This is a genomic window from Shewanella bicestrii, from assembly GCF_002216875.1.
In the GTDB taxonomy this organism is placed as follows: domain Bacteria; phylum Pseudomonadota; class Gammaproteobacteria; order Enterobacterales; family Shewanellaceae; genus Shewanella; species Shewanella seohaensis.
In genome coordinates, this window is record NZ_CP022358.1 from 3,473,325 (window position 1) to 3,492,989 (window position 19,665).

17 protein-coding genes are annotated in these 19,665 nt (G+C 48.9%); 4 read left to right on the forward strand and 13 right to left on the reverse strand.

The window, feature by feature from the left end:
- Positions 1-29: 29 nt before the first annotated feature.
- The 9 genes from CF168_RS15190 to glyA all read right to left on the reverse strand — a co-directional run bounded on the left by CF168_RS15190 (position 30) and on the right by glyA (position 7,575).
- Complete coding sequence (locus CF168_RS15190; RefSeq protein WP_089068231.1) at positions 30-524, reverse strand: phosphatidylglycerophosphatase A family protein; 495 nt, start codon at positions 522-524, stop codon at positions 30-32.
- The gene (thiL, locus tag CF168_RS15195; protein ID WP_089068232.1) at positions 524-1,480 is read right to left on the reverse strand and encodes a thiamine-phosphate kinase; all 957 of its coding nucleotides are present in this window, start codon (positions 1,478-1,480) and stop codon (positions 524-526) included. The genes CF168_RS15190 and thiL overlap by 1 nt, the downstream gene beginning before the upstream one ends.
- Before the next feature lie 78 nt (positions 1,481-1,558).
- Positions 1,559-1,963, reverse strand: a complete 405-nt coding sequence (gene nusB, locus CF168_RS15200) for a transcription antitermination factor NusB (RefSeq protein WP_011621889.1) — start codon at positions 1,961-1,963, stop codon at positions 1,559-1,561.
- A 14-nt stretch (positions 1,964-1,977) separates the two neighbouring features.
- On the reverse strand, positions 1,978-2,454 hold the full coding sequence (ribH, locus tag CF168_RS15205) for a 6,7-dimethyl-8-ribityllumazine synthase (protein ID WP_011073313.1): 477 nt from the start codon (positions 2,452-2,454) through the stop codon (positions 1,978-1,980).
- Between the two features lie 139 nt (positions 2,455-2,593).
- The gene (ribBA, locus tag CF168_RS15210) at positions 2,594-3,697 is read right to left on the reverse strand and encodes a bifunctional 3,4-dihydroxy-2-butanone-4-phosphate synthase/GTP cyclohydrolase II (protein WP_011716202.1); all 1,104 of its coding nucleotides are present in this window, start codon (positions 3,695-3,697) and stop codon (positions 2,594-2,596) included.
- Between the two features lie 67 nt (positions 3,698-3,764).
- Positions 3,765-4,421, reverse strand: a complete 657-nt coding sequence (locus CF168_RS15215) for a riboflavin synthase (RefSeq protein WP_011621887.1) — start codon at positions 4,419-4,421, stop codon at positions 3,765-3,767.
- A 7-nt stretch (positions 4,422-4,428) separates the two neighbouring features.
- Positions 4,429-5,574, reverse strand: coding sequence for a bifunctional diaminohydroxyphosphoribosylaminopyrimidine deaminase/5-amino-6-(5-phosphoribosylamino)uracil reductase RibD (gene ribD, locus CF168_RS15220; RefSeq protein ID WP_089068233.1), 1,146 nt, complete (start codon positions 5,572-5,574; stop codon positions 4,429-4,431).
- 87 nt (positions 5,575-5,661) lie between these two features.
- Positions 5,662-6,111: a transcriptional regulator NrdR gene (gene nrdR, locus CF168_RS15225; protein WP_011073317.1), complete on the reverse strand. Its 450-nt coding sequence runs from the start codon at positions 6,109-6,111 to the stop codon at positions 5,662-5,664.
- A 210-nt stretch (positions 6,112-6,321) separates the two neighbouring features.
- The gene (glyA, locus tag CF168_RS15230) at positions 6,322-7,575 is read right to left on the reverse strand and encodes a serine hydroxymethyltransferase (protein WP_011625551.1); all 1,254 of its coding nucleotides are present in this window, start codon (positions 7,573-7,575) and stop codon (positions 6,322-6,324) included.
- A 190-nt stretch (positions 7,576-7,765) separates the two neighbouring features.
- Here glyA and ettA point away from each other — a divergent pair, with 190 nt between their 5' ends.
- The gene (gene ettA, locus CF168_RS15235; RefSeq protein WP_089068234.1) at positions 7,766-9,433 is read left to right on the forward strand and encodes an energy-dependent translational throttle protein EttA; all 1,668 of its coding nucleotides are present in this window, start codon (positions 7,766-7,768) and stop codon (positions 9,431-9,433) included.
- A gap of 75 nt (positions 9,434-9,508) precedes the next feature.
- Here ettA and CF168_RS15240 read toward each other — a convergent pair whose 3' ends face one another.
- Both CF168_RS15240 and CF168_RS15245 read right to left on the reverse strand, forming a co-directional pair.
- Positions 9,509-10,516 (reverse strand): TIGR00341 family protein, encoded by a 1,008-nt coding sequence (locus tag CF168_RS15240; protein ID WP_089068235.1) that lies wholly within the window; start codon positions 10,514-10,516, stop codon positions 9,509-9,511.
- 266 nt (positions 10,517-10,782) lie between these two features.
- A complete protein-coding gene (locus tag CF168_RS15245; RefSeq protein ID WP_089068236.1) occupies positions 10,783-11,706 on the reverse strand; it encodes a LysR family transcriptional regulator in 924 nt (307 codons plus the stop codon).
- A 187-nt stretch (positions 11,707-11,893) separates the two neighbouring features.
- On the opposite strand from CF168_RS15245, the gene CF168_RS15250 reads away from it, so the two are divergent.
- Complete coding sequence (locus CF168_RS15250) at positions 11,894-12,793, forward strand: MBL fold metallo-hydrolase (protein WP_089068237.1); 900 nt, start codon at positions 11,894-11,896, stop codon at positions 12,791-12,793.
- Positions 12,794-12,904: 111 nt separating this feature from the next.
- Positions 12,905-13,558: a DsbA family protein gene (locus tag CF168_RS15255; protein WP_089068238.1), complete on the forward strand. Its 654-nt coding sequence runs from the start codon at positions 12,905-12,907 to the stop codon at positions 13,556-13,558.
- A gap of 128 nt (positions 13,559-13,686) precedes the next feature.
- Here CF168_RS15255 and CF168_RS15260 read toward each other — a convergent pair whose 3' ends face one another.
- Together CF168_RS15260 and CF168_RS15265 are read right to left on the reverse strand one after the other, a co-directional pair.
- Positions 13,687-14,022 (reverse strand): TapY2 family type IVa secretion system protein, encoded by a 336-nt coding sequence (locus tag CF168_RS15260; RefSeq protein WP_089068239.1) that lies wholly within the window; start codon positions 14,020-14,022, stop codon positions 13,687-13,689.
- Positions 14,023-14,044: 22 nt separating this feature from the next.
- Positions 14,045-17,716, reverse strand: coding sequence for a PilC/PilY family type IV pilus protein (locus CF168_RS15265; protein WP_089068240.1), 3,672 nt, complete (start codon positions 17,714-17,716; stop codon positions 14,045-14,047).
- A 561-nt stretch (positions 17,717-18,277) separates the two neighbouring features.
- Between CF168_RS15265 and CF168_RS15270 the strand changes: the two genes are divergently transcribed.
- Entirely contained in the window at positions 18,278-19,435 is a 1,158-nt protein-coding gene (locus CF168_RS15270; RefSeq protein WP_089068241.1) for a metallophosphoesterase, read from the forward strand.
- Positions 19,436-19,665: the final 230 nt, after the last annotated feature.

A 19,665-nucleotide genomic window follows, 5' to 3' on the forward strand; every position in this document is an offset into this window, starting at 1 on the left:
GGCGGCTTGATTATCACCAATCGGTTTCATTATTGGATAAAAGCCGCCAGGACCTGCACACCAATAAGCGCAAAAATGCCAGCTAATACATCGTCGATCATAATGCCAAAGCCGCCTTCGACCTTGGCATCGAGCCAACGAATTGGCCAAGGCTTGATGATGTCAAAGAGACGAAACAGCACAAAACCAACGACTAACCAGAGCACTCCGGCTGGCGCGGCAATCATAGTGATTAATAGACCCGCCACTTCATCCCAAACGATTGCACCATGGTCATGTACGCCCATGTCTTTAGCAGCTTTATCGCAGATATAAATCCCCGCGAGTACGCATACTAAGGTCACAACTAAATACCAACTCAAGGGCAATTGAGCCAACAACAAATAGAGCGGAACTGCCGCCAAGGTACCAAAGGTGCCGGGCGCCTTAGCCGCTAAACCACTGCCAAAGCCTAATGCTAAAAAATGGACTGGATTTTTAAGAGACAGGCGCGACAGCGCCTGATCTTGGGATAACAACTTCATTAAAAGTGCTCAAAACCATGATATGGCGGCGTAAAGGGCTCACCATTGAGTTGCAACTTAAGTTTACTGCCCGCGCAGATTTGTCCAACCCGCACAAACTTAGTCCCCGCGTGGCTCAGTGCTGTTTCTAACGCACCTTTTTGCGCCTCAGGCACGGTAAAGAGCAGCTCATAATCCTCGCCCCCCGTTAGCGCATAACCTAAGGCATGCTCTTCGCTCACGGTATCCTGCATGGCACGGGACAACGGAATCGTGCCCACATCCACAACCGCGCCTACCTGCGATGCTTTGAGGATATGGCCAATGTCCGAGATAAAACCGTCGGATAAGTCGATGGCGCTGGATGCTAAAGACCGTAACGACTGACCCGCTAACACTCGAGGTGTTGGACGATAATGGCGATTGATTAAGAACTCTTTATGCTCCGCACGCGCATGCTGCACGCCGCGGATCAAATCCAGCCCTAATGCTGAATCGCCTAGCGTACCGGTCACATAAATCCAGTCACCTGCTTTTGCACCGTGACGCGTCAAAGCCTTACCCTGCGGCACTTGCCCATGCACGGTAATGTTAATGGCTCTAGGGCCACGGGTAGTATCGCCGCCAATGAGGGCAATACCATAGTATTCAGCCGCTTCGAAGAGTCCCTCACTAAACCCACTCAGCCAGGCTTCGTTAATCTCTGGTAAGGTAAGCGCAAGCGTCATCCACGCAGGCTCTGCCCCCATAGCGGCTAAATCCGACAGATTCACGGTTAAGGCTTTGTAACCTAAGGCTTGAGGGGGAATATCGGGGAAGAAGTGAACGTTTTCGACTAAGGTATCGCAGGAGATGGCGATCGACTTGTTTTCGGCGGGCTGCACTAGGGCGCAATCATCGCCAATACTCAGTTTGACATCACGGCGCGTGGGGCCGCGGTGATTGAAATAACATTCAATAAGTTGGAATTCTTTCACTGTACAGTTTGGCGCGACTCACATCGGCCACCTTTGTTAGCAATGAAAAACGGTATCATAAGATACCGTTTGTCCTTATTACTTACGTGCAACCAGTTTGTCGAGTAATCCATTAACAAACTTATGGCTTTCATCCGCACCGAAAGCTTTAGCTAGTTCAATCGCCTCGTTAATCGCGACTTTGAACGGCACATCTTTACGGAAAGTCAGCTCATAGGCCGCTAAGCGAACTATGGCCTTCTCCACTGGCGACACCTCATCAATGGGGCGGTCTAAGTGTGGAATGAACAACTCATCCAGTTGGGTTTTCTTAGTTGCTACGCCTGCAAATAGCTCACGAAAATAAGCTACATCAACACCGTCGAGGCTCTGTTCAGTTAAAAACTCGTGCTCGACATCGGCAATATTATTCCCGCTTAGTTGCCATGAATAAATGGCTTGTACGGCTAAACGGCGGGCCTTGCGGCGCTCAGAAGGCTTCATTATTTTTCCTACTATTACAACTGTTGTTCTAGCTGTTGCAGAACATTGACCATTTCAAGCAAGCTTAGTGCAGCTTCGCCGCCCTTGTTACCTGCTTTAGTACCTGAACGCTCAATGGCTTGTTCAATGGTATCTGTCGTCAATACACCGAAGGCAACGGGCAGATCGAACTCTAATGCGATTTGAGCTAGACCTTTGTTACATTCGCCTGCAACAAAATCAAAATGAGGGGTACCACCACGGATCACAGCACCAAGTGCGATGATACCGTCAAACTTACCACTTGCGGCAACACGACGTGCAGCCAGCGGTAACTCAACCGCACCAGGTACACGGACGACAGTGATGTTTTCATCACTGACCTGGCCAAAACGTTTCAGCGTGTCAAGTGCACCTTCAAGCAAGCTCTCAACTAAAAAGCTGTTAAAACGCGAAATTACAATCGCAACTTTGGCATTCTTCGCTTCGATATTACCTTGAACTACGTTCATTTTCTTACCTAATTTAGCTAAAGCACCCGGCTTGGGCGAAAAGTGGCGACATGATACCACAGTCAATCGCCCACAGCCCTATGCAAATTATACAAATGATTAATTTTACCTTAGTGCAACGTCTAACAAGCTCAGCCTGTTACTCCGCCACGTATTCAGTCACTTCAAGACCAAAGCCCGATAGCGAGTGATAACGCTTAGGCGAGCTCAAGAGGCGCATTTTGGTCACCCCAAGGCTGGCAAGGATTTGCGAGCCCACACCCACGCGGCGTGAAGTACCCTGCCATTTTGCAGAGGCAGGCGCTTGACCTTGATCTTCTGCCTCAAAGGCTTTGACTTTAGAGAGGATTTCACAGGTATGCTCTTGATTGCCCAGCAGCACCAACACACCACCTTCGGCAGAAATACGCTCCATCGCTTTTTCAAGTGGCCAGCTACGCTGCTGATCGCGCTCTGAGTGGAGTAAATCGTTGAAGGTATTTTGTAAGTGTACGCGCACTAAACAATCTGGCTTCACCTCGCCCTTCACTAAGGCAAAGTGCAGTTGATTGTCGATAGTGTCCCTAAAGGTCACCATGTCAAACTCGCCAAAGCGGGTTGGCAGTTTACATTTGGCTTCGCGCACGACTGTGGTTTCTTTGGTGTTGCGGTATTCGATAAGCGCCGCAATAGTGCCGATTTTAATTCCATGTAATTCAGAGAAAATCTCTAAATCAGGACGACGGGCCATAGTGCCGTCTTCATTGAGGATCTCCACAATTACGCCCGATGGCTCAAGCCCTGCTAAACGGGCTAAATCACAACCAGCTTCCGTGTGACCTGCGCGGGTTAACACGCCGCCGTCCTGCGCCATTAATGGGAAGATATGACCAGGCTGTACTAAATCCGATGCCTTGGCATCTTTAGCCACGGCAGCTTTTACCGTTACGGCGCGATCGTGGGCCGAAATCCCTGTGGTTACGCCTTCTGCCGCTTCAATCGATACCGTAAAGTTAGTCGAGAACTGCGCATTGTTATTAGTCACCATCAAGGGCAGATTTAACTGCTGGCAACGGGCCTTAGTCATCGTTTGGCAGATGAGTCCACGACCGTATTTCGCCATAAAGTTAATCGCTTCAGGCGTGACCAGCTCGGCCGCCATAATCAGGTCGCCTTCGTTTTCTCTGTCTTCGTCATCCATCAAAATAACCATTTTGCCTTGACGAATATCCTCGATGATCTCTTCTATACTGTGCAGCGCCATTGTAGGACCTTTATGATTTTACTGTTGTTATGAAATTCTATACCTAAGTGAGCTAAGTGCCAGTGCCCTAACGCACAAAGCCAGCACGGGCTAACATTTCCATGGTCACCCCACCGCCTTGAGTTTCTTTAGTATCAAAGCGCATTAAACGCTCTAAATAGCGGGCGATTAAATCCACTTCAATATTTACCTTATCGCCGGCTTTCAAATCCACCAACGTGGTTTCACCCGCGGTGTGAGGCACTATGGTTAATCGGAAACGGTGTCCATCGACTTCGTTTACCGTCAGGCTCACGCCATCGATGGTGATAGAACCTTTATGGGCGATATAGCGAGCCAGCTCCGCTGGCGCCGCTAACCAAAATTCGATTGCTTGACCGCGAGCAAGACGCTGCTCTACGGTGGCAATGCCATCCACATGGCCGCTGACCATATGCCCGCCGAGGCGAGTTGTCGGGGTGACGGCTTTTTCAAGATTAACCTTAGTGCCGACTTTATAGTTAGCAAAGCCTGTGAGACTGACAGTTTCAGCCGACACATCCGCCACATAGCCATCGGCTAATTGCTGAACCACAGTCAAACACACCCCATTGGTGGCGATACTGTCGCCTAAACGCACATCGCTTAAATCCAGTTTGCCACTGGCGACCGTCAAACGAATATCATCGCCTTTACGTTCAAGCTTTCGCAGCGTGCCAACGGCCTCAATAATCCCAGTAAACATGGTTAACTCACTTATTCGCTAAAGATGGATTGGACGTGAGCCTCAAGGTGAAACGCGTATCCGCGCCCACTTTACGCTCATCGACCAGTTTGAGGGTCGGAATATCGGCCATCATTTGATAATCGGGTAATTCGAGTAGATTACGCCCTTGTGCGCCAAGGATTTTCATCGCTTGATACAGCACTAACTCATCGGCTAATCCTGCACCGATAAAGGCGCCGGCTAAGGTCGCGCCCGCTTCGATAAGCACCTGATTACAGCTTTTGCCTAAATAGCTTAAGAGTGCAGGCAGCGAGATTCGACCATCAATCGCCGGTAATTGAAGACAAGTCACATGGGCGGGCAACTGCGCCATAAAGGCTGGCGAGTAAGGCACTGTTGAGACTAATAACATCGGCGATTCAATCGCAAGCAAGGCTGCCGTAATCGGCATGCGGCAGCGACTATCTAAAATCACCCGCAGCGGTTGTAAAATCTGCGCTTCACTCAATTGTGAGCTAAGACAGCCAAGCTCTGAGTAACGCACATTGAGCGAAGGGTCATCGGCCAGCACAGTGTCAATCCCTGTCACTAGCGCGCAGGCGCGTAAACGTAAGCGCTGCACATCGCGGCGAGCTTCGGGGCCAGTGATCCATTTGGACACCCCGTTTGATAACGCGGTTTTACCATCGAGACTCGCGGCAAGCTTTACCGTTACCCAAGGTAGGCCCGACTCCATGCGCTTCATAAAACCAAGATTTAAAGCGTAAGCTTCGTCGCGGTGCAAGCCAACATCCACTTGAATGCCCGCATCGCGCAGCATTTGAATACCGCGGCCACCGACTTGCGGATTGGGATCTTCAACCGCCACCACTACACGTTTTACACCAATATTGATCAGCGCCAAGGCACAGGGCGGTGTGCGGCCATAATGGCTGCAAGGTTCTAAGGTGACATAGGCGGTCGCGCCACGGGCAAACTCGCCAGCCATCCGCAGTGCATGCACCTCGGCGTGGGGCTCGCCAGCTTTTTGATGATAACCTTCACCAACAATCTGGTTATCTTTTACGATAACGCAGCCCACACTAGGATTGGGGCGAGTGGTATAAAATCCTTTGCGAGCCAGTTGTATGGCTCGGCTCATCATCTGGTTATCGAGTTCTGACCAATTCATATAAACCCTATGAAATCTTGAGGAAGCGTGCCCGAATGCGGCGCATAACGAGGCGCTAACCTAAGCACTAACCTAAGATAACCCACGTTACTTTTGCAGTTTCGCAATCGCCTCACCAAATTCGGAGACATCTTCAAAGGCGCGATAAACCGAGGCAAAACGAATATAGGCAACCTTGTCTAGGCTCATTAACTGTTCCATCATCAAGTTACCTATCATCTCAGATGGCACTTCGCGCTCGCCAGTAGCCCGCAGCGTTGACTTGATTTTACTTAAGGCCTGCTCGATTTCATCCATGGACACGGGGCGCTTTTCGACCGCGCGTAACATACCTGCTTGCAGCTTTTCTTCATCGAAGGGTTGGCGCGTACCATCGCGTTTAATCACCCGTGGCATGACTAATTCTGCCCCTTCGAAGGTAGTAAATCTTTCGTGGCATTCGGTGCATTCTCGGCGACGACGCACTTGATGGCCTTCCGCCACTAATCGGGAATCGATCACTTTAGTATCTGTCGCGCTGCAAAATGGACAATGCATTGAGCCTCCTGCCGTGAATGGAATAAAGCCTATGGCTTTCGCTGTTTCTCGCTTAAACCGAGCGGGTTTAAGTCTAAGATTTTAGCAATAAAAATGGCCGCTTAATGCGGCCATGGGATTTTATCCTATTTATCGGCTGAGGTTAACCACCTGAGAGTAACACCCTAAACAGTTGTGAACTCAGCCTTCATATTCAGATAAATTAACGAATTAACCGTAAACAGGGAAACGGGCGCACAGTGCCAATACTTGGCCTTTTACGCGCTCGATAACCGCAGGGTTGTGGGCATCGTCGAGGATGTCACAGATCCAACCGGTTAACTCTTTCGCTTCAGCTTCTTTAAAGCCACGGCGAGTGATCGCAGGCGTACCGATACGCACACCAGAGGTCACGAAAGGTGAACGTGGATCGTTAGGCACAGAGTTTTTGTTTACTGTGATATTCGCGCTACCTAAAGCGGCATCGGCTTCTTTACCCGTCAGGTCGCGACCGATTAAGTCCACCAGCATTAAGTGGTTGTCAGTACCGCCAGAAACGATCTTGTAACCGCGCTCTAAGAACACTTCAACCATGGCTTTAGCATTCTTAACCACTTGTTGTTGGTAAGCTTTGAACTCTGGCTCTAAAGCTTCTTTGAAGGCTACCGCTTTACCCGCGATAACGTGCATCAAAGGACCGCCTTGACCGCCTGGGAATACCGCAGAGTTCAGCTTCTTGTATAGCTCCTCATCATCGGCAGCAGACAGAATGATACCGCCACGAGGACCGGCTAAGGTCTTGTGAGTAGTAGAGGTCACAACGTGCGCGTGTGGCACGGGGTTTGGATACACACCAGCGGCGATAAGACCCGCAACGTGCGCCATGTCGACAAACAGGTAAGCACCGATTTTGTCTGCAATTTCGCGCATTCTTGCCCAGTCAACGATGCCTGAGTAAGCAGAGAAACCACCGATCATCATCTTAGGCTTATGTTCAACCGCCAGACGTTCCATTTCGTCGTAGTCGATTTTGCCTGATTCATCGATGCCGTAAGGAATGATGTTGTACAGTCTACCGGAGAAGTTTACAGGTGAACCGTGGGTCAAGTGACCACCGTGAGCGAGGTTCATACCTAAAACGGTATCGCCTGGTTTTAACAATGCCATGTAAACGGCGCTGTTTGCTTGAGAACCTGAGTGAGGTTGCACGTTTGCGTAAGTCGCACCAAACAGTTGTTTTGCACGCTCAATCGCTAAGGTTTCAACTACGTCCACATACTCACAACCACCGTAGTAACGCTTGCCAGGATAACCTTCGGCGTACTTGTTGGTTAATTGTGAACCTTGCGCTTGCATCACGCGTGGACTGGTGTAGTTTTCAGAAGCAATCAGCTCAATATGCTCTTCTTGACGCAGAGTTTCGTTCTGAATTGCGTTGAACAGTTCCGGATCATAATCTGCGATATTCATATCTTTTTTCAGCATTGCTTACTCCAGCTGCCAATTCTTGTAGGTAGGGTTGCGCGGTATTCTACTCGTAACTAGCCGACAATCCCAGTCTCTGAAACATGAAAATCCTACAGTTTTACCTTGAACTCGCCTCAATGCCGAGTTGAGTTCGGCGCGCAATCGAGTAGAATTAGCCGCATCATTAGTCACTTATAGATGCAGAAAAATGGCTCAGTTTGTTTACAGCATGCTGCGGGTGGGCAAGGTTGTTCCTCCTAAGAAGCAGATCCTTAAAGACATTTCCTTAAGCTTTTTCCCCGGCGCTAAGATCGGTGTGTTAGGTCTTAACGGTTCAGGTAAATCCACCCTACTGCGCATCATGGCCGGTATCGATACCGAGATTGAGGGTGAAGCTCGCCCAATGCCAGGTCTGAAGATTGGTTATCTGCCACAGGAACCGAAACTCGATCCGACGCAAACCGTGCGTGAAGCGATTGAAGAAGCGGTTTCTGAAGCCAAAAATGCCCTCAAACGCTTAGACGAAGTCTATGCGGCTTACGCCGATCCCGATGCAGACTTCGACGCGCTTGCCAAAGAGCAAGGTGAACTCGAAGCCATCATTCAGGCACAGGACGCTCACAATCTGGACAACATCCTCGAGCGTGCGGCGAATGCCCTGCGTCTACCAGATTGGGATGAAAAGATTGAAGTCTTATCGGGTGGTGAGCGTCGCCGTGTGGCGATTTGTCGTCTGCTGCTGGAAAAACCAGAGATGCTGCTACTCGACGAACCCACCAACCACTTGGACGCCGAATCAGTCGCTTGGCTCGAGCACTTCCTGCAGGAATACTCGGGCACCGTTGTGGCGATTACCCACGACCGTTACTTCCTCGACAATGCTGCTGGCTGGATTTTAGAACTTGACCGTGGTGAGGGTATCCCATGGGAAGGCAACTACTCTTCATGGCTTGAGCAAAAAGATGCTCGCTTGAAGCAGGAATCTGCCGCAGAAAGCGCGCGTCAAAAGACCATCGCGAAAGAATTAGAATGGGTTCGCCAAGGCGCGAAAGGCCGTCAGTCTAAGGGCAAAGCCCGTATGGCGCGCTTCGAAGAGCTGAATACCTCTGATTACCAAAAACGTAACGAAACCAACGAGCTGTTTATTCCGCCCGGACCGCGTTTAGGTGACAAAGTCATCGAAGTTAAGAACTTAACCAAATCCTACGGTGACCGCGTTCTGATCGATAACCTGTCGTTCTCCATTCCTAAGGGCGCGATCGTCGGTATTATCGGTGCCAACGGTGCAGGTAAATCGACCCTGTTCCGCATGCTGTCTGGCAGCGAGCAGCCTGATAGCGGCACCATCGAGCTGGGTGAAACCGTGCAACTGGCGTCGGTTGAACAGTTCCGTGACTCGATGAATGACAAGAACACCATTTGGCAAGAAATTTCCGGTGGTCAAGACATCATGCGTATCAACAACATGGAAATCCCAAGCCGAGCCTATGTGGGCCGCTTCAACTTCCGTGGTGCGGATCAGCAAAAGGTGATTGGCACACTGTCGGGCGGTGAGCGCAACCGTGTTCACTTAGCTAAACTGCTACAGGCTGGCGGTAACGTACTGCTCCTCGACGAACCTACCAACGACTTAGACGTTGAAACCCTGCGCGCACTGGAAGAAGCGATTCTCGAATTCCCAGGTTGCGCTATGGTGATCTCGCACGACCGTTGGTTCTTAGACCGTATCGCGACCCATATTCTGGACTACCGCGACGAAGGCCAAGTGAACTTCTACGAAGGTAACTACACCGAATACTCGGCGTGGTTGAAGAACACCTATGGTGCCGATGTGGTTGAACCACACCGCTTAAAATACAAGCGTATGACTAAGTAAGCGCGATGCGTTTACAGGTACAAATAAGCCCCGCAATTGCGGGGCTTTTCTTTTATGCACAAAAGGTTATGCCGACTAATCCTGTTCCTGAATCGCTTTCACATCACCATCGCGGTCAATCACATCGACCTGAAAGTAACGCACGCGCACGGTCGCCGGTTTTACTTGCCCCGTCTGTGTCAACTCACTCTCCAGTAGCCGTACAAAGCTGGCATCTGGTTTTTTAATGCCACCAACCGTGACCCGCACTATCCATTGGCTCGCCTCTTCCTCAATGCCGACTTTAATCAACCGCATATTGGGGAACTTGAGTAGCTGCTCACTCACAATGCGAGTCACTTTGCTTTCATACAGTTGCCTTGCCACCACATTATGCAGATTCACGCTGAGGGCAATAATCAAAATGACCAGCAGAATCAATGTGATGAAGTTACGTTTCAGCAACTCCCACAGCGAGCTTTTTTGCCAAAAATAAAATCCGTGGAAACCGTTCAACCACAGCACCACGGAGGACACAAATTGGATGGCGACTATGTTGGTAAACGTCAGTAAGAAGGCACCCCGGGCGAGTTCAAAATTACCATGACCTAGCAATATCGCCGAGGCACACAGGGGCGGCACTAATGCAGTAGCAATCGCTACCCCCACAAAGGAAGTACTTAGCCGCGGCGAAATAGTCGCATAGGCGCCCGCCGCACCGCCCGCAAACGCGACCATTAAATCGAGAAAGTTCGGCGCCGTTCTCGCCATGATCTCCGGCGTGATCGGAATATCGGAATGCAGAAAGCCAATTAAAAAGGCGGTGAGATAAACCAGAATACTCCCCACAATCAAACTTTTAATGGCATGGCGAACTAGCAACTTTTCCCCTTCAACCAGTCCTAATGCCAAGCCTAAAATGGGGGAAAACAGCATAGCGACAATCATGGCGCCAATGACCACCGCAGCGCTGTTGGCCAAGAGTCCGTAGCTGGCGATGATGGCCGCTAGGGTGTTCATTGCCAAAAAGGGCACATCGAGCTGGGCATTGACGCGAATATTCGCGCGGGTAATTTCTTTGTGATCTTTAATATCTTCGCTCATATCGTCTGCTCAGCAAGGGAGAATGGGACCTAAGTTGCACATTTAAAACAAAAATATCCCAACCAATATAGCTGAACAGAAAATAGCCGCAATGGGGTTTAAGCGTCTGGCGCAAAATATAAATCGAAGGAAGGAGCTGGGGCTGTATAACGATTCCAAAGTGACGTTAACCGAGGGACAGAGTCGAACGAACAACGCAATCCAGTCGCCGCTATCTCATAGAAATGCAAGCGCAAGTTGCAAGTCGCGCATTCAAGATCACGCCCTCAAATTGCCCCATTAAAATGCTGTACTAGCATATCCATCATCGCCCTTAATGCGGGCTGCATATGTTTGCGGGATTGATACACTCCGTACACGCCTAGGGATTGAGGTTTAAATTCCCGCAGCAATGGCACTAATGCCCCCGAATCGAGGTGCGGTTTTGCCGCCCACAGGGGCTGCATGGCAACTCCCTCCCCCGCCAAGGTGGCGTTTAACACCACCATAGAGTCATTGGCACTTAGGTTGCCCTTCACCGGAATATTAAATATCTGCCCGACTTCCTGTGTTGGCGTTGCCTTCGCGGCGATAGTCGTTTGAGTGAATCGCCACATCACATCGCCAAAGTAGGAATAGGTTAGGCAGTTATGCCGAGTTAAATCCTCGGGATGCGTGATGGCCGAATGGCTGGCAAGATAACTCGGTGCAGCGCACACCACAGACTCACACTCGCCTAAACGTCTGGCGATAAGCGTAGGGTCGAGTTCGTTGGTGATTCGAATGGCAAGATCGATTCGTTCAGCCACTAAATCAACGGTTTGACTCGTCACATGAAAGTTCACACTCGCCTGCGGGTATTGGGCTAAATAAGGGCGCACGACGCTGGGGAGGAGTAAATGCGCCATAAATTGCGAGCAGCTGATCCGCAATAGCCCTCGGGGCTGGGCACTCTGAGCATGACTGACCGCAGGGACTTCCTGCGCCAACTCAAGTAAACGCTGACAATAATCGAGCACCTGTTCACCCGCATCGGTCAGGCTCAAACGTCTTGTAGAGCGGTGCAATAAACGGGCGCCTGACCATTCTTCCATCTCTGCCAAGTAACGGGTCACCATGGAGCGCGACATATCTAACGCCTCGGCGGCGCCAATCATGCTCCCTCGTTCGACAATAGTCACAAACACCTTTGCTGCTTCGAGTCTATCCATGGTTTATTCCCCTTGTTGATTAGCTTGCACTAGATTCCCGGCTTTCAACGCCAATTCATCCGAATTATGCAACAAATAAGCGCAGTTTTCCGTGTTTATCTAACGTTTTTTGCAACCTAAACTAAGTTCACTTTTGCAGCAGTGCAAATCACCGAATGCCTATTTGAATGAATAAGTGAGAACTGAAATGACACTATTGAATAACCTGAGCTTGGCCAGCTTCAAACCCCAATTCGCCGCTGCAATGCTTGTGGCAGGAATGGCTACGGCGCAGGCCGCACCTTTGCAAGTGAGCCATTTTAATCCGGGTGAAAACAGCATCTTTGCCGTGTCCTCCAGCTTTATCAGTGGTGAGCATGAAATGATGTTGGTCGATGCTCAGTTCCAAAAAAATGATGCCCAAACCTTAGTGGATACCATTAAAGCCAGCGGTAAAAAACTCACCTTGGTTTATATCAGCCACAGCGATCCAGACTTTTACTTTGGGTTGGATGTGATTAAGCAAAACTTCCCCGAGGTAGAAATCGTAGCTACCCAAACCACGGTCGATGATATTAAAGCCTCGATGGAAGGCAAACTCGCCTACTGGGGACCGATTTTAAAGGACAATGCGCCGAGCCAATTAGTGCTGCCAAAGGTGGTGACAACCAATAGCTTTAGTATCGATGGTGAACAAGTGCTGATTGAAGGTCTAGAAGATGCTCACCCTAAGCATACCTTCCTATGGGTACCTTCGGCTAAGACCATCACTGGCGGAGTTGAAGTATTTGATAATACCCATGTTTGGATAGCTGATACCCAAAGTATCGAGTCTCGCAAGACTTGGTTAGCCCATTTAGATAAAATGAGCGCCCTCTCCCCCGAAACAGTGATCCCTGGCCATTATCTTGGCAAGGCAAGATTTGATCAGCGCGCGATTAGCTTTACCCGCGACTATATTCATGCCTTTGAAAATGCAGCTAAAACAGCAAAAAATTCTGCGGACTTAATTGCCAAGATGCTTGCACTCTACTCACAAATCCCCAGCGATGTGGGCCTTGAGATCAGCGCCAAAGTGATTATGGGCGAAATGCGCTGGCCCATGTAAACGCATCGGGGCACGGTATTCCCTGCCCCATTCATTCTGATGTAAGCCTTGGTTAGCACTCAAGCCAAAGCTCAGTACAACTCAGTTCAGCCCGTTTTATAGGAAGTCCCCATGAATACCAATGAAAATCCACAGGCCGTTTTACATGCCATTATCGACCCTCTGTGCGGTTGGTGTTATGCCGCCGCACCGCTGTTTGATGCCGCAGCCGCTGCCGGATTTAGCATCAAACTCCACGCGGGCGGCATGCTCACAGGCCCAAGACGCAAACAGATTGATAATCAATGGCGCGACTATGTCATGCCCCATGATCAACGTATTGCCGCACTAACCGGACAAGTCTTTGGTGAAAACTACTACGAAGGCTTATTGCGTGACACGAGTATCCTATTGGATTCGGCGCTGCCCATCAGGGCGTTACTCGCAGTGACTGCCTTAGGTGGCAATGATTTAGCATACTTACATGCGATGCAGCTCGGCCATTATCGTGATGGCAAGTGCGCAAGCGATGAAAATAACCTGCATCTTTTAGCGGAAAAATTGGGCATAGATGGCGCCGCCTTTGCCCGAGAATACGCCGAAAATGAAGAAGCCCTTTATCAACATATCGTCGCTTCACGAGCATTAATGAATCAGCTCGGCGCCCAAGGTTTTCCCTCCGTGGCGCTAGAGACCAGTGAAGGTCATTTAAAGCTTCTCAATCACAGCCGCTTTTACGGTCAACCCTCGAAGTGGCTTGAATATCTGAATGAGCAGCTATCCTAATCGGCAGCTTTCTTATCACGTTGGTGTTTAAAAGCATACGCCTTAGGAAGTTTACTACCTAAGGCGTAATATTTTAGTCCTGAGCACAAAGCGATTATCTAAATCTTTTTAAAGACTTAGAAAATCGGTCAACCTTGATTTTCAGGAGCAAGCTCGGCCTGCTTGGCCTCTTCGAGGGTAAAACTCTCCGTCTTTTTCACGCATTCCAGCACCGTCTTAACATAGAGTGCTATCGGCTTATCCTGTGGTAAACGGGGTAATTTTGTTCCGGGTAAAGACAGTTGATACTGCTCGGCTTTAGATTCAAACCAAGAGAAACGCATCAACTTAGCTCCTTGATTCGTTTCTAAATAGCATTTGTAATCCTGTCGTTTCTCTTTTTCTGCCGCCATTGCAGGCCATTGAATCCCCCATAACAGCAATAAAAGAATGGCACCATATTTCATCATTACGCTATCACTCATCTTGATTTGTTAAGGCTTTGCATCATTGATCTACGTAGTAGTAAATCTTATTTGCCTTAGGCCCACTGCCGATACATTTAGGATTACCACTCTCACAAGTCGCCTCCTCAGGCACTGCCTTACCAATCCCAATCAAAAACATATCTGGAGTGGGAGCCTTAGCATTGGGGTCATCGGGCTGCGCAGCCGGGGGGATGACCAATTGCGGCGTATCCAAAACCAGTTCACCGGCATATAAGAAATCGGTTCTGTAGCCATTCGTGCCTTTGTGTAAATTCTTTTTATAGAGGTAGCCCTTCCCCGAACTTAAACATTGGTTCACCGAAGCATCACTACCAGGCACAAAACTGGTGAAATACACTTCGCCCTGAACTATGGTCGCAGACGATAGACTCTTTTCACCTTTACGGGAGAAGTCATAGTACCAACCCCGTTTTTGACCAAAAGCAATTTCGCTAGCTTGGTTGCTTGGCGCCGCCGTAGTCACATCGTATAAGTCACTTAAGGTTAAGGCGCTCGGCACAGGCTTTTGATTAGGTTTACCTTGGAATGACTGAGTCACTATGTTCCTATCTTGCAAGGCAAAAAACATATCCGAACGGGACACATCACTAGGCTTTGCCCTGTGACCACTGCCCACCACTACGGCATCGTAGGGAATATTCTGTGTCGTCACTGTCTTGGTCGATTTTCCGTTGACCACCTGAGTCAACTCGAAGGTATTGGTGATAATGGTCTGCGCGACCGTGGGGCCGGAGAAGAATCGTCTGTCACTTGCCACCGAACTCCTATCCCCTAATGCGGCAAATTTAAATCCTGACCAGGTCGAGGTATTTGTCGTAGGCATATCCATTCGCCACACATTCCCTTGTGTGTCTGTGGCATAGATCCTATCCGTTCGGCCATCGCCATTACCATCTAACACGGCAACGCTGCTCGGAATACTGTTGGCAATCCCCGGCAATTGGGTGTTGGCGCCACTGCCACCAAATTGATGGATTAACGCACCTGTTTCGGCGTCGACAATAAACACGCCTCGGCCTTGGCTATCGTCACTGCCAATCTCGGCGCCATCCTTGGTCGCGGGGGTATATCCCGCACCGAAGATCAGCACAGGTTTATCCCCAGTGGCACTCGGAATCGTGGTGACGACAGGCGTAGACCAGGATTGACCTAACTCGCCCATTCCCGGTGAGCTGGCATCAATCCTCCACATAAAAGTAGGATTATCGGGGGAGGTGATATCGAGGGCATAATAAGCATTTCCCCCACGGCGCATCCCCACAAAGACCCAGGCTTTTTCAATACGTTTGCCCTGCATTTTGGTGTAAGCGACTGGCGAGCCATCAATACCGTATACCGAGTGCACGCCCGTTGGCGCGTTCGCCTTCAGATCGCGAAAATTCGGCAGCAACTCATAGGGGATAAAACCCCAAGTCTCAGACACGCTATCGCCTTCATCCTTGAACATATGCAGGAACCCATGGTTTGTCCCCACGATAATCCGAATATCTGGCTGGTCTTCAGAGCCAAAATTGAGTGCTAAGGGTTTGGAATGTAAAGCATCCCCCATAATATCGGCGCGCCAATTGGGGGTTGCGCCACTCGCAGCACTGAGGTCCTGATTCTTGTCATTATCGACATCGATGCCCTTGGCCCAATCAAAATGCTCGCTAAGCTCAGTTTCATCGACCCCCATATACAAGGCCAAACGTGCATCGCCCCCCGCTTTGCGAGAGGCATTCGACAGGGTAAACGGGCTTAATCCCGTGCCTAAATTACTGTACAAGGTGCGACTGCTCGCCTGCTGCATTGCACCTAGCACTCCACCCCGCTTCACATCGTTACCATCGCCACTAGCACCACACTCTTCGGCCGAGGTCCAATAGGAGCAGGCCTCGGCTTTGATGTTGCCATCTTCGCCTATCGCATTGTTGCCTTTGCTATCGACAACATCACCATCACTGGTGACTTTGAATTTCTTGATATTGCCTAACCATCTCGGTCCTTTGTTCGGCAAAAACATAGAGTAATAAGCGGAATCAAAGGTTTGTGTTCGGTTAAAGTTATTACTTGCCACCGAGGGAGAGGTAAAGCTGGCATTTTTTTCGAGGATATTGTTCAAGGCCGTTTGTAATGAAGAACGTAATTTACTGGCATCGGTCGCATCGAAATACTTACCTCCGCCATTTTCGGCGGTCTGCTTCAGCAAATGTTCGGCACTGGCGGCACCTTCACTAAAGCCGATGGTAAAGGTTCTAACGGTTTGTTTACCCGCAGAATTAGGATTGACGTCTTCGTTTCTCATCCAGCCCGAAAGCGCACTGAGGTAACTGACGGGGCTTGAGGTATGTTTTCCCACACCTTTGGTTAACTGCTCAACCAAACCATCGGCCGCGTTATCCAACGTGGGTTCACCGTCGGTGATATAGATGATATAGGCTTCATTTTGGCAACGTTTGAAGGGCGAGTTATAGTTATTGGTCCCCACGACTAATGCCTCTGGATCGGTAAAAGGGTTTCTTTTCGCTTCGTAAGTTCCCTGATAGCGCCCCCAGCGGTCGTAATAATGGTAATCGCTGTCGTCGTCACCAAAATACTGACTCTGCCCGCCGAAATAGCGGTACGCCTCATAGAGGGTTTCGCATAAGGGGGTATTTTGGGCGTAGTTAATATCATTAATCCCTTTAAGCAGATCAATTTTAGCTGCAGCGGACATCGGCTTAATCCCAGAGATAATCCGCCCACCGTCACGCTGCCCATCATAGGGGCCATTCATATTGAAAATCGCTAGACCAAAATCCACACCCGGCGTGGTTAAAATCACACTTTCAATCGCATCTTTAGCCAAGGCCAGTCGCGTTTTATTGACCCTAGTTTTAGGACCATGCAGCCAGTTTAAGTAATCTTCGGTATAGACGGTAACCACTTTACCAGTACCAAACGCGGTTTTTTCCGCCTTCGCCTTGGCCGCGGACTTTACACTGTCTGACGAGCTAGTACTTGCCTTAGTGTAACGAACCGGTTTGCTCGCCGTCCCTAGGCTATCCACGGGTAAGCCTTGGGCTTCACCTGCCGCGTTACCGAACTTGTTTTCCTGAATATCCTCAAAACAATCGACGGCGGAAATGGAACTGCCGTTAAGCTCTGAAAACTCTCTCCAAGACCCCGAGCTTCCCGAAAAACCATACTCCCTAAAGAACCCCGTAAAGGTGCCGTAACGATTCAGATATTCCCATGAGCTTTCGCAGCCATTGAGATTTCCTTTGAACTTACGTTTTTCCCGCCCTGAATTAGGGTTGGGCGCAGCCGCGTTTTCCGATGAGCCTCGGCTATAGAATAAATTACCCGATTGGGCATAATTTACATCGCGCTTATTCTCGTAGGGCGCCTCGACATCATAGGCGAGACTGCTCATGCTGCCCGAGTTGTCGAAAATAATCAGCACCTGCGGACGCGAGCCATTACGGGCGGACGCTTCGAAAACATAAAGCTCTGTGTCATCGGCGTGAGTCGGCGCCATAAATAAACTGGCCGCACTCACAATTACACTCGACAGAATAAGAGAAATGACTGACGTTAACGTATGGCGAACGTTTTGTGGTCGAGCGTTAAGGGATATCAGTGAAGAAGCACGAGCAAGAGAGGACGCCACCCTATTATTAGGCTGGCATGTTAATAAAGACGGAATCATACAGTACGCATATCTGTTATTTAGATAAAAACACTTTCACCTAGCGCTTTATTATTAATCCACAGATTAACAATAAAGCCGATGCCATAACGACCAACACCATTACCGAATGGAAACCAGTAAAATCATAGCATTAGGTAACACTAACTGACTTTTACCATTATCAACACTTCTTTGGCAATAAATAAACAAAACTATTTAAACTGATAAATATGTATCAACAAGATCACAATGATGCGCACTAAAAATAATCACTTAAAAGTCATCATTCAAAAGGTGTCAGAAATAATTTATTTAAAAGTAACCGTATACCTCCCGTTTAAAATCAATTCCAAAATAACGCATTTAAATATGCATAAAATATGTTCAGAATATTTCAACTATCTATCTTGATATCCGATTTCGATGCTCAATTATCGCTATCCCTTTAGCGGTATTTTAGGCATTCAGTGAGTCCATCATGAAAATATCCCATCTTTATGCCCCTTGCTGCATCTAATTATTAACATTATGCTAACCAGCCCTAAATTAGGCGGCGTAAAACGATATAAGGAACATCGAATGCACTTAGTCTCTGAATCTGGCCTCCCCCATGCCAACAGCACATCGCAGGATGTGTATTCGTCCGAATCAACCCCAAAACGTCGCACGCTCGCCGCTCAGGGAGTTTTATTCACCCTGCTCAGCTTATTTTCCGTTGCCAGTTATAGTGCAGAGCCAAGCTCCCCGGTCACTGATGGCCCCTATGTGTTTCTCAACCAAGGGCAAGAAAATACCGCCTATTGGATCTGCCAGAGTGAGTTAAAACAAACTCCTATCGCAAACAATCAATTAGCTCGCCCGAATGATTGCGGCAACTTGCCACAGCCCTTACGTCATAGCGAAGCGCCTCAAGTTGAAGCCGACACTTATACCCATGCGGGTAAAATAGTGGCCTTGAGCGATGTGCATGGCCAATTTGATGTGATGATTAACTTGCTCAAGGCGCACAAAATTATCGATGACCAAAATCGTTGGGCCTTCGGTGATGGCCATATGGTGATGACGGGCGATATGTTCGACCGCGGTCATCAAGTTAACGAAGTTCTGTGGTTTTTATATGAGTTAGATAAGCAAGCCCAAGCTGCTGGTGGTCGATTACATTTACTCATGGGCAACCACGAGCAAATGGTGTTTCGCGGCGACTTACGTTATGTGAATGAGCGCTATCAAACCTCGGCGGAATTACTCAATCGCAGCTATGATGCGCTCTACAACAAAGACACCGAAATCGGCCGTTGGCTTCGCAGTAAAAACACGCTGGTGAAAATCAATAATCTGCTGTTTATGCACGGCGGAATAAGCCCAGAATGGGTCGAGCGTAAACTCAATATCAGCGATGCCAATCAGTTATTTCGCCAACATTTAGACGATAAAAAAGAAGATTTAAAACAAAACGATCTACTGAACTTCCTGTTCTTCACCAACGGCCCGACTTGGTACCGTGGCTACTTTAAAGACGCGCTTAACGAACAAGAAATTGACCAGATCCTTAACTACTTTAAGGTTGACCACATCATAGTTGGCCACACCTCGCAGGATCGGGTTCTTGGGCTTTATCATAATAAAATCATTGCGATTGATAGCAGCATTAAGAATGGTCAATCGGGTGAGCTATTACTGATAGATCAAGACAAGCTCACCCGTGGTCTGTACCAAGGTGAACAGGTAACGCTTTAAAATAAGAGCAAGCTTTAAAATAAGAGCAAGCTTTAAAATAAGCACAACTCGAAGATAAGCACAGAACAAGATGATTAAGGGCTTATGGGCTTTCCCCATAAGCCCTATTTATTGGTCAAAGCAATAACTTCACTTCCCCTTTCGTTAAGAGTTATCCCCTAACGTTAGTCATCGCTGTTGCCACCATTCGCTTCCACCGTTTTCAACACAGCAGAACCATTACACAAAAT

Bases quoted from the DNA above. Each gene is read 5' to 3' on its own strand.
- CF168_RS15190 (WP_089068231.1), bottom strand. From the start codon at position 524: ATGAAGTTGTTATCCCAAGATCAGGCGCTGTCGCGCCTGTCTCTTAAA.
- CF168_RS15265 (WP_089068240.1), bottom strand. From the start codon at position 17,716: ATGATTCCGTCTTTATTAACATGCCAGCCTAATAATAGGGTGGCGTCC.
- ribBA (WP_011716202.1), bottom strand. From the start codon at position 3,697: ATGGCGCTGCACAGTATAGAAGAGATCATCGAGGATATTCGTCAAGGC.
- ribH (WP_011073313.1), bottom strand. From the start codon at position 2,454: ATGAACGTAGTTCAAGGTAATATCGAAGCGAAGAATGCCAAAGTTGCG.
- ettA (WP_089068234.1), top strand. From the start codon at position 7,766: ATGGCTCAGTTTGTTTACAGCATGCTGCGGGTGGGCAAGGTTGTTCCT.
- ribD (WP_089068233.1), bottom strand. From the start codon at position 5,574: ATGAATTGGTCAGAACTCGATAACCAGATGATGAGCCGAGCCATACAA.
- nusB (WP_011621889.1), bottom strand. From the start codon at position 1,963: ATGAAGCCTTCTGAGCGCCGCAAGGCCCGCCGTTTAGCCGTACAAGCC.
- CF168_RS15270 (WP_089068241.1), top strand. From the start codon at position 18,278: ATGCACTTAGTCTCTGAATCTGGCCTCCCCCATGCCAACAGCACATCG.
- glyA (WP_011625551.1), bottom strand. From the start codon at position 7,575: ATGCTGAAAAAAGATATGAATATCGCAGATTATGATCCGGAACTGTTC.
- CF168_RS15240 (WP_089068235.1), bottom strand. From the start codon at position 10,516: ATGAGCGAAGATATTAAAGATCACAAAGAAATTACCCGCGCGAATATT.
- CF168_RS15255 (WP_089068238.1), top strand. From the start codon at position 12,905: ATGAATACCAATGAAAATCCACAGGCCGTTTTACATGCCATTATCGAC.
- CF168_RS15260 (WP_089068239.1), bottom strand. From the start codon at position 14,022: ATGAGTGATAGCGTAATGATGAAATATGGTGCCATTCTTTTATTGCTG.
- nrdR (WP_011073317.1), bottom strand. From the start codon at position 6,111: ATGCATTGTCCATTTTGCAGCGCGACAGATACTAAAGTGATCGATTCC.
- CF168_RS15215 (WP_011621887.1), bottom strand. From the start codon at position 4,421: ATGTTTACTGGGATTATTGAGGCCGTTGGCACGCTGCGAAAGCTTGAA.
- CF168_RS15250 (WP_089068237.1), top strand. From the start codon at position 11,894: ATGACACTATTGAATAACCTGAGCTTGGCCAGCTTCAAACCCCAATTC.
- CF168_RS15245 (WP_089068236.1), bottom strand. From the start codon at position 11,706: ATGGATAGACTCGAAGCAGCAAAGGTGTTTGTGACTATTGTCGAACGA.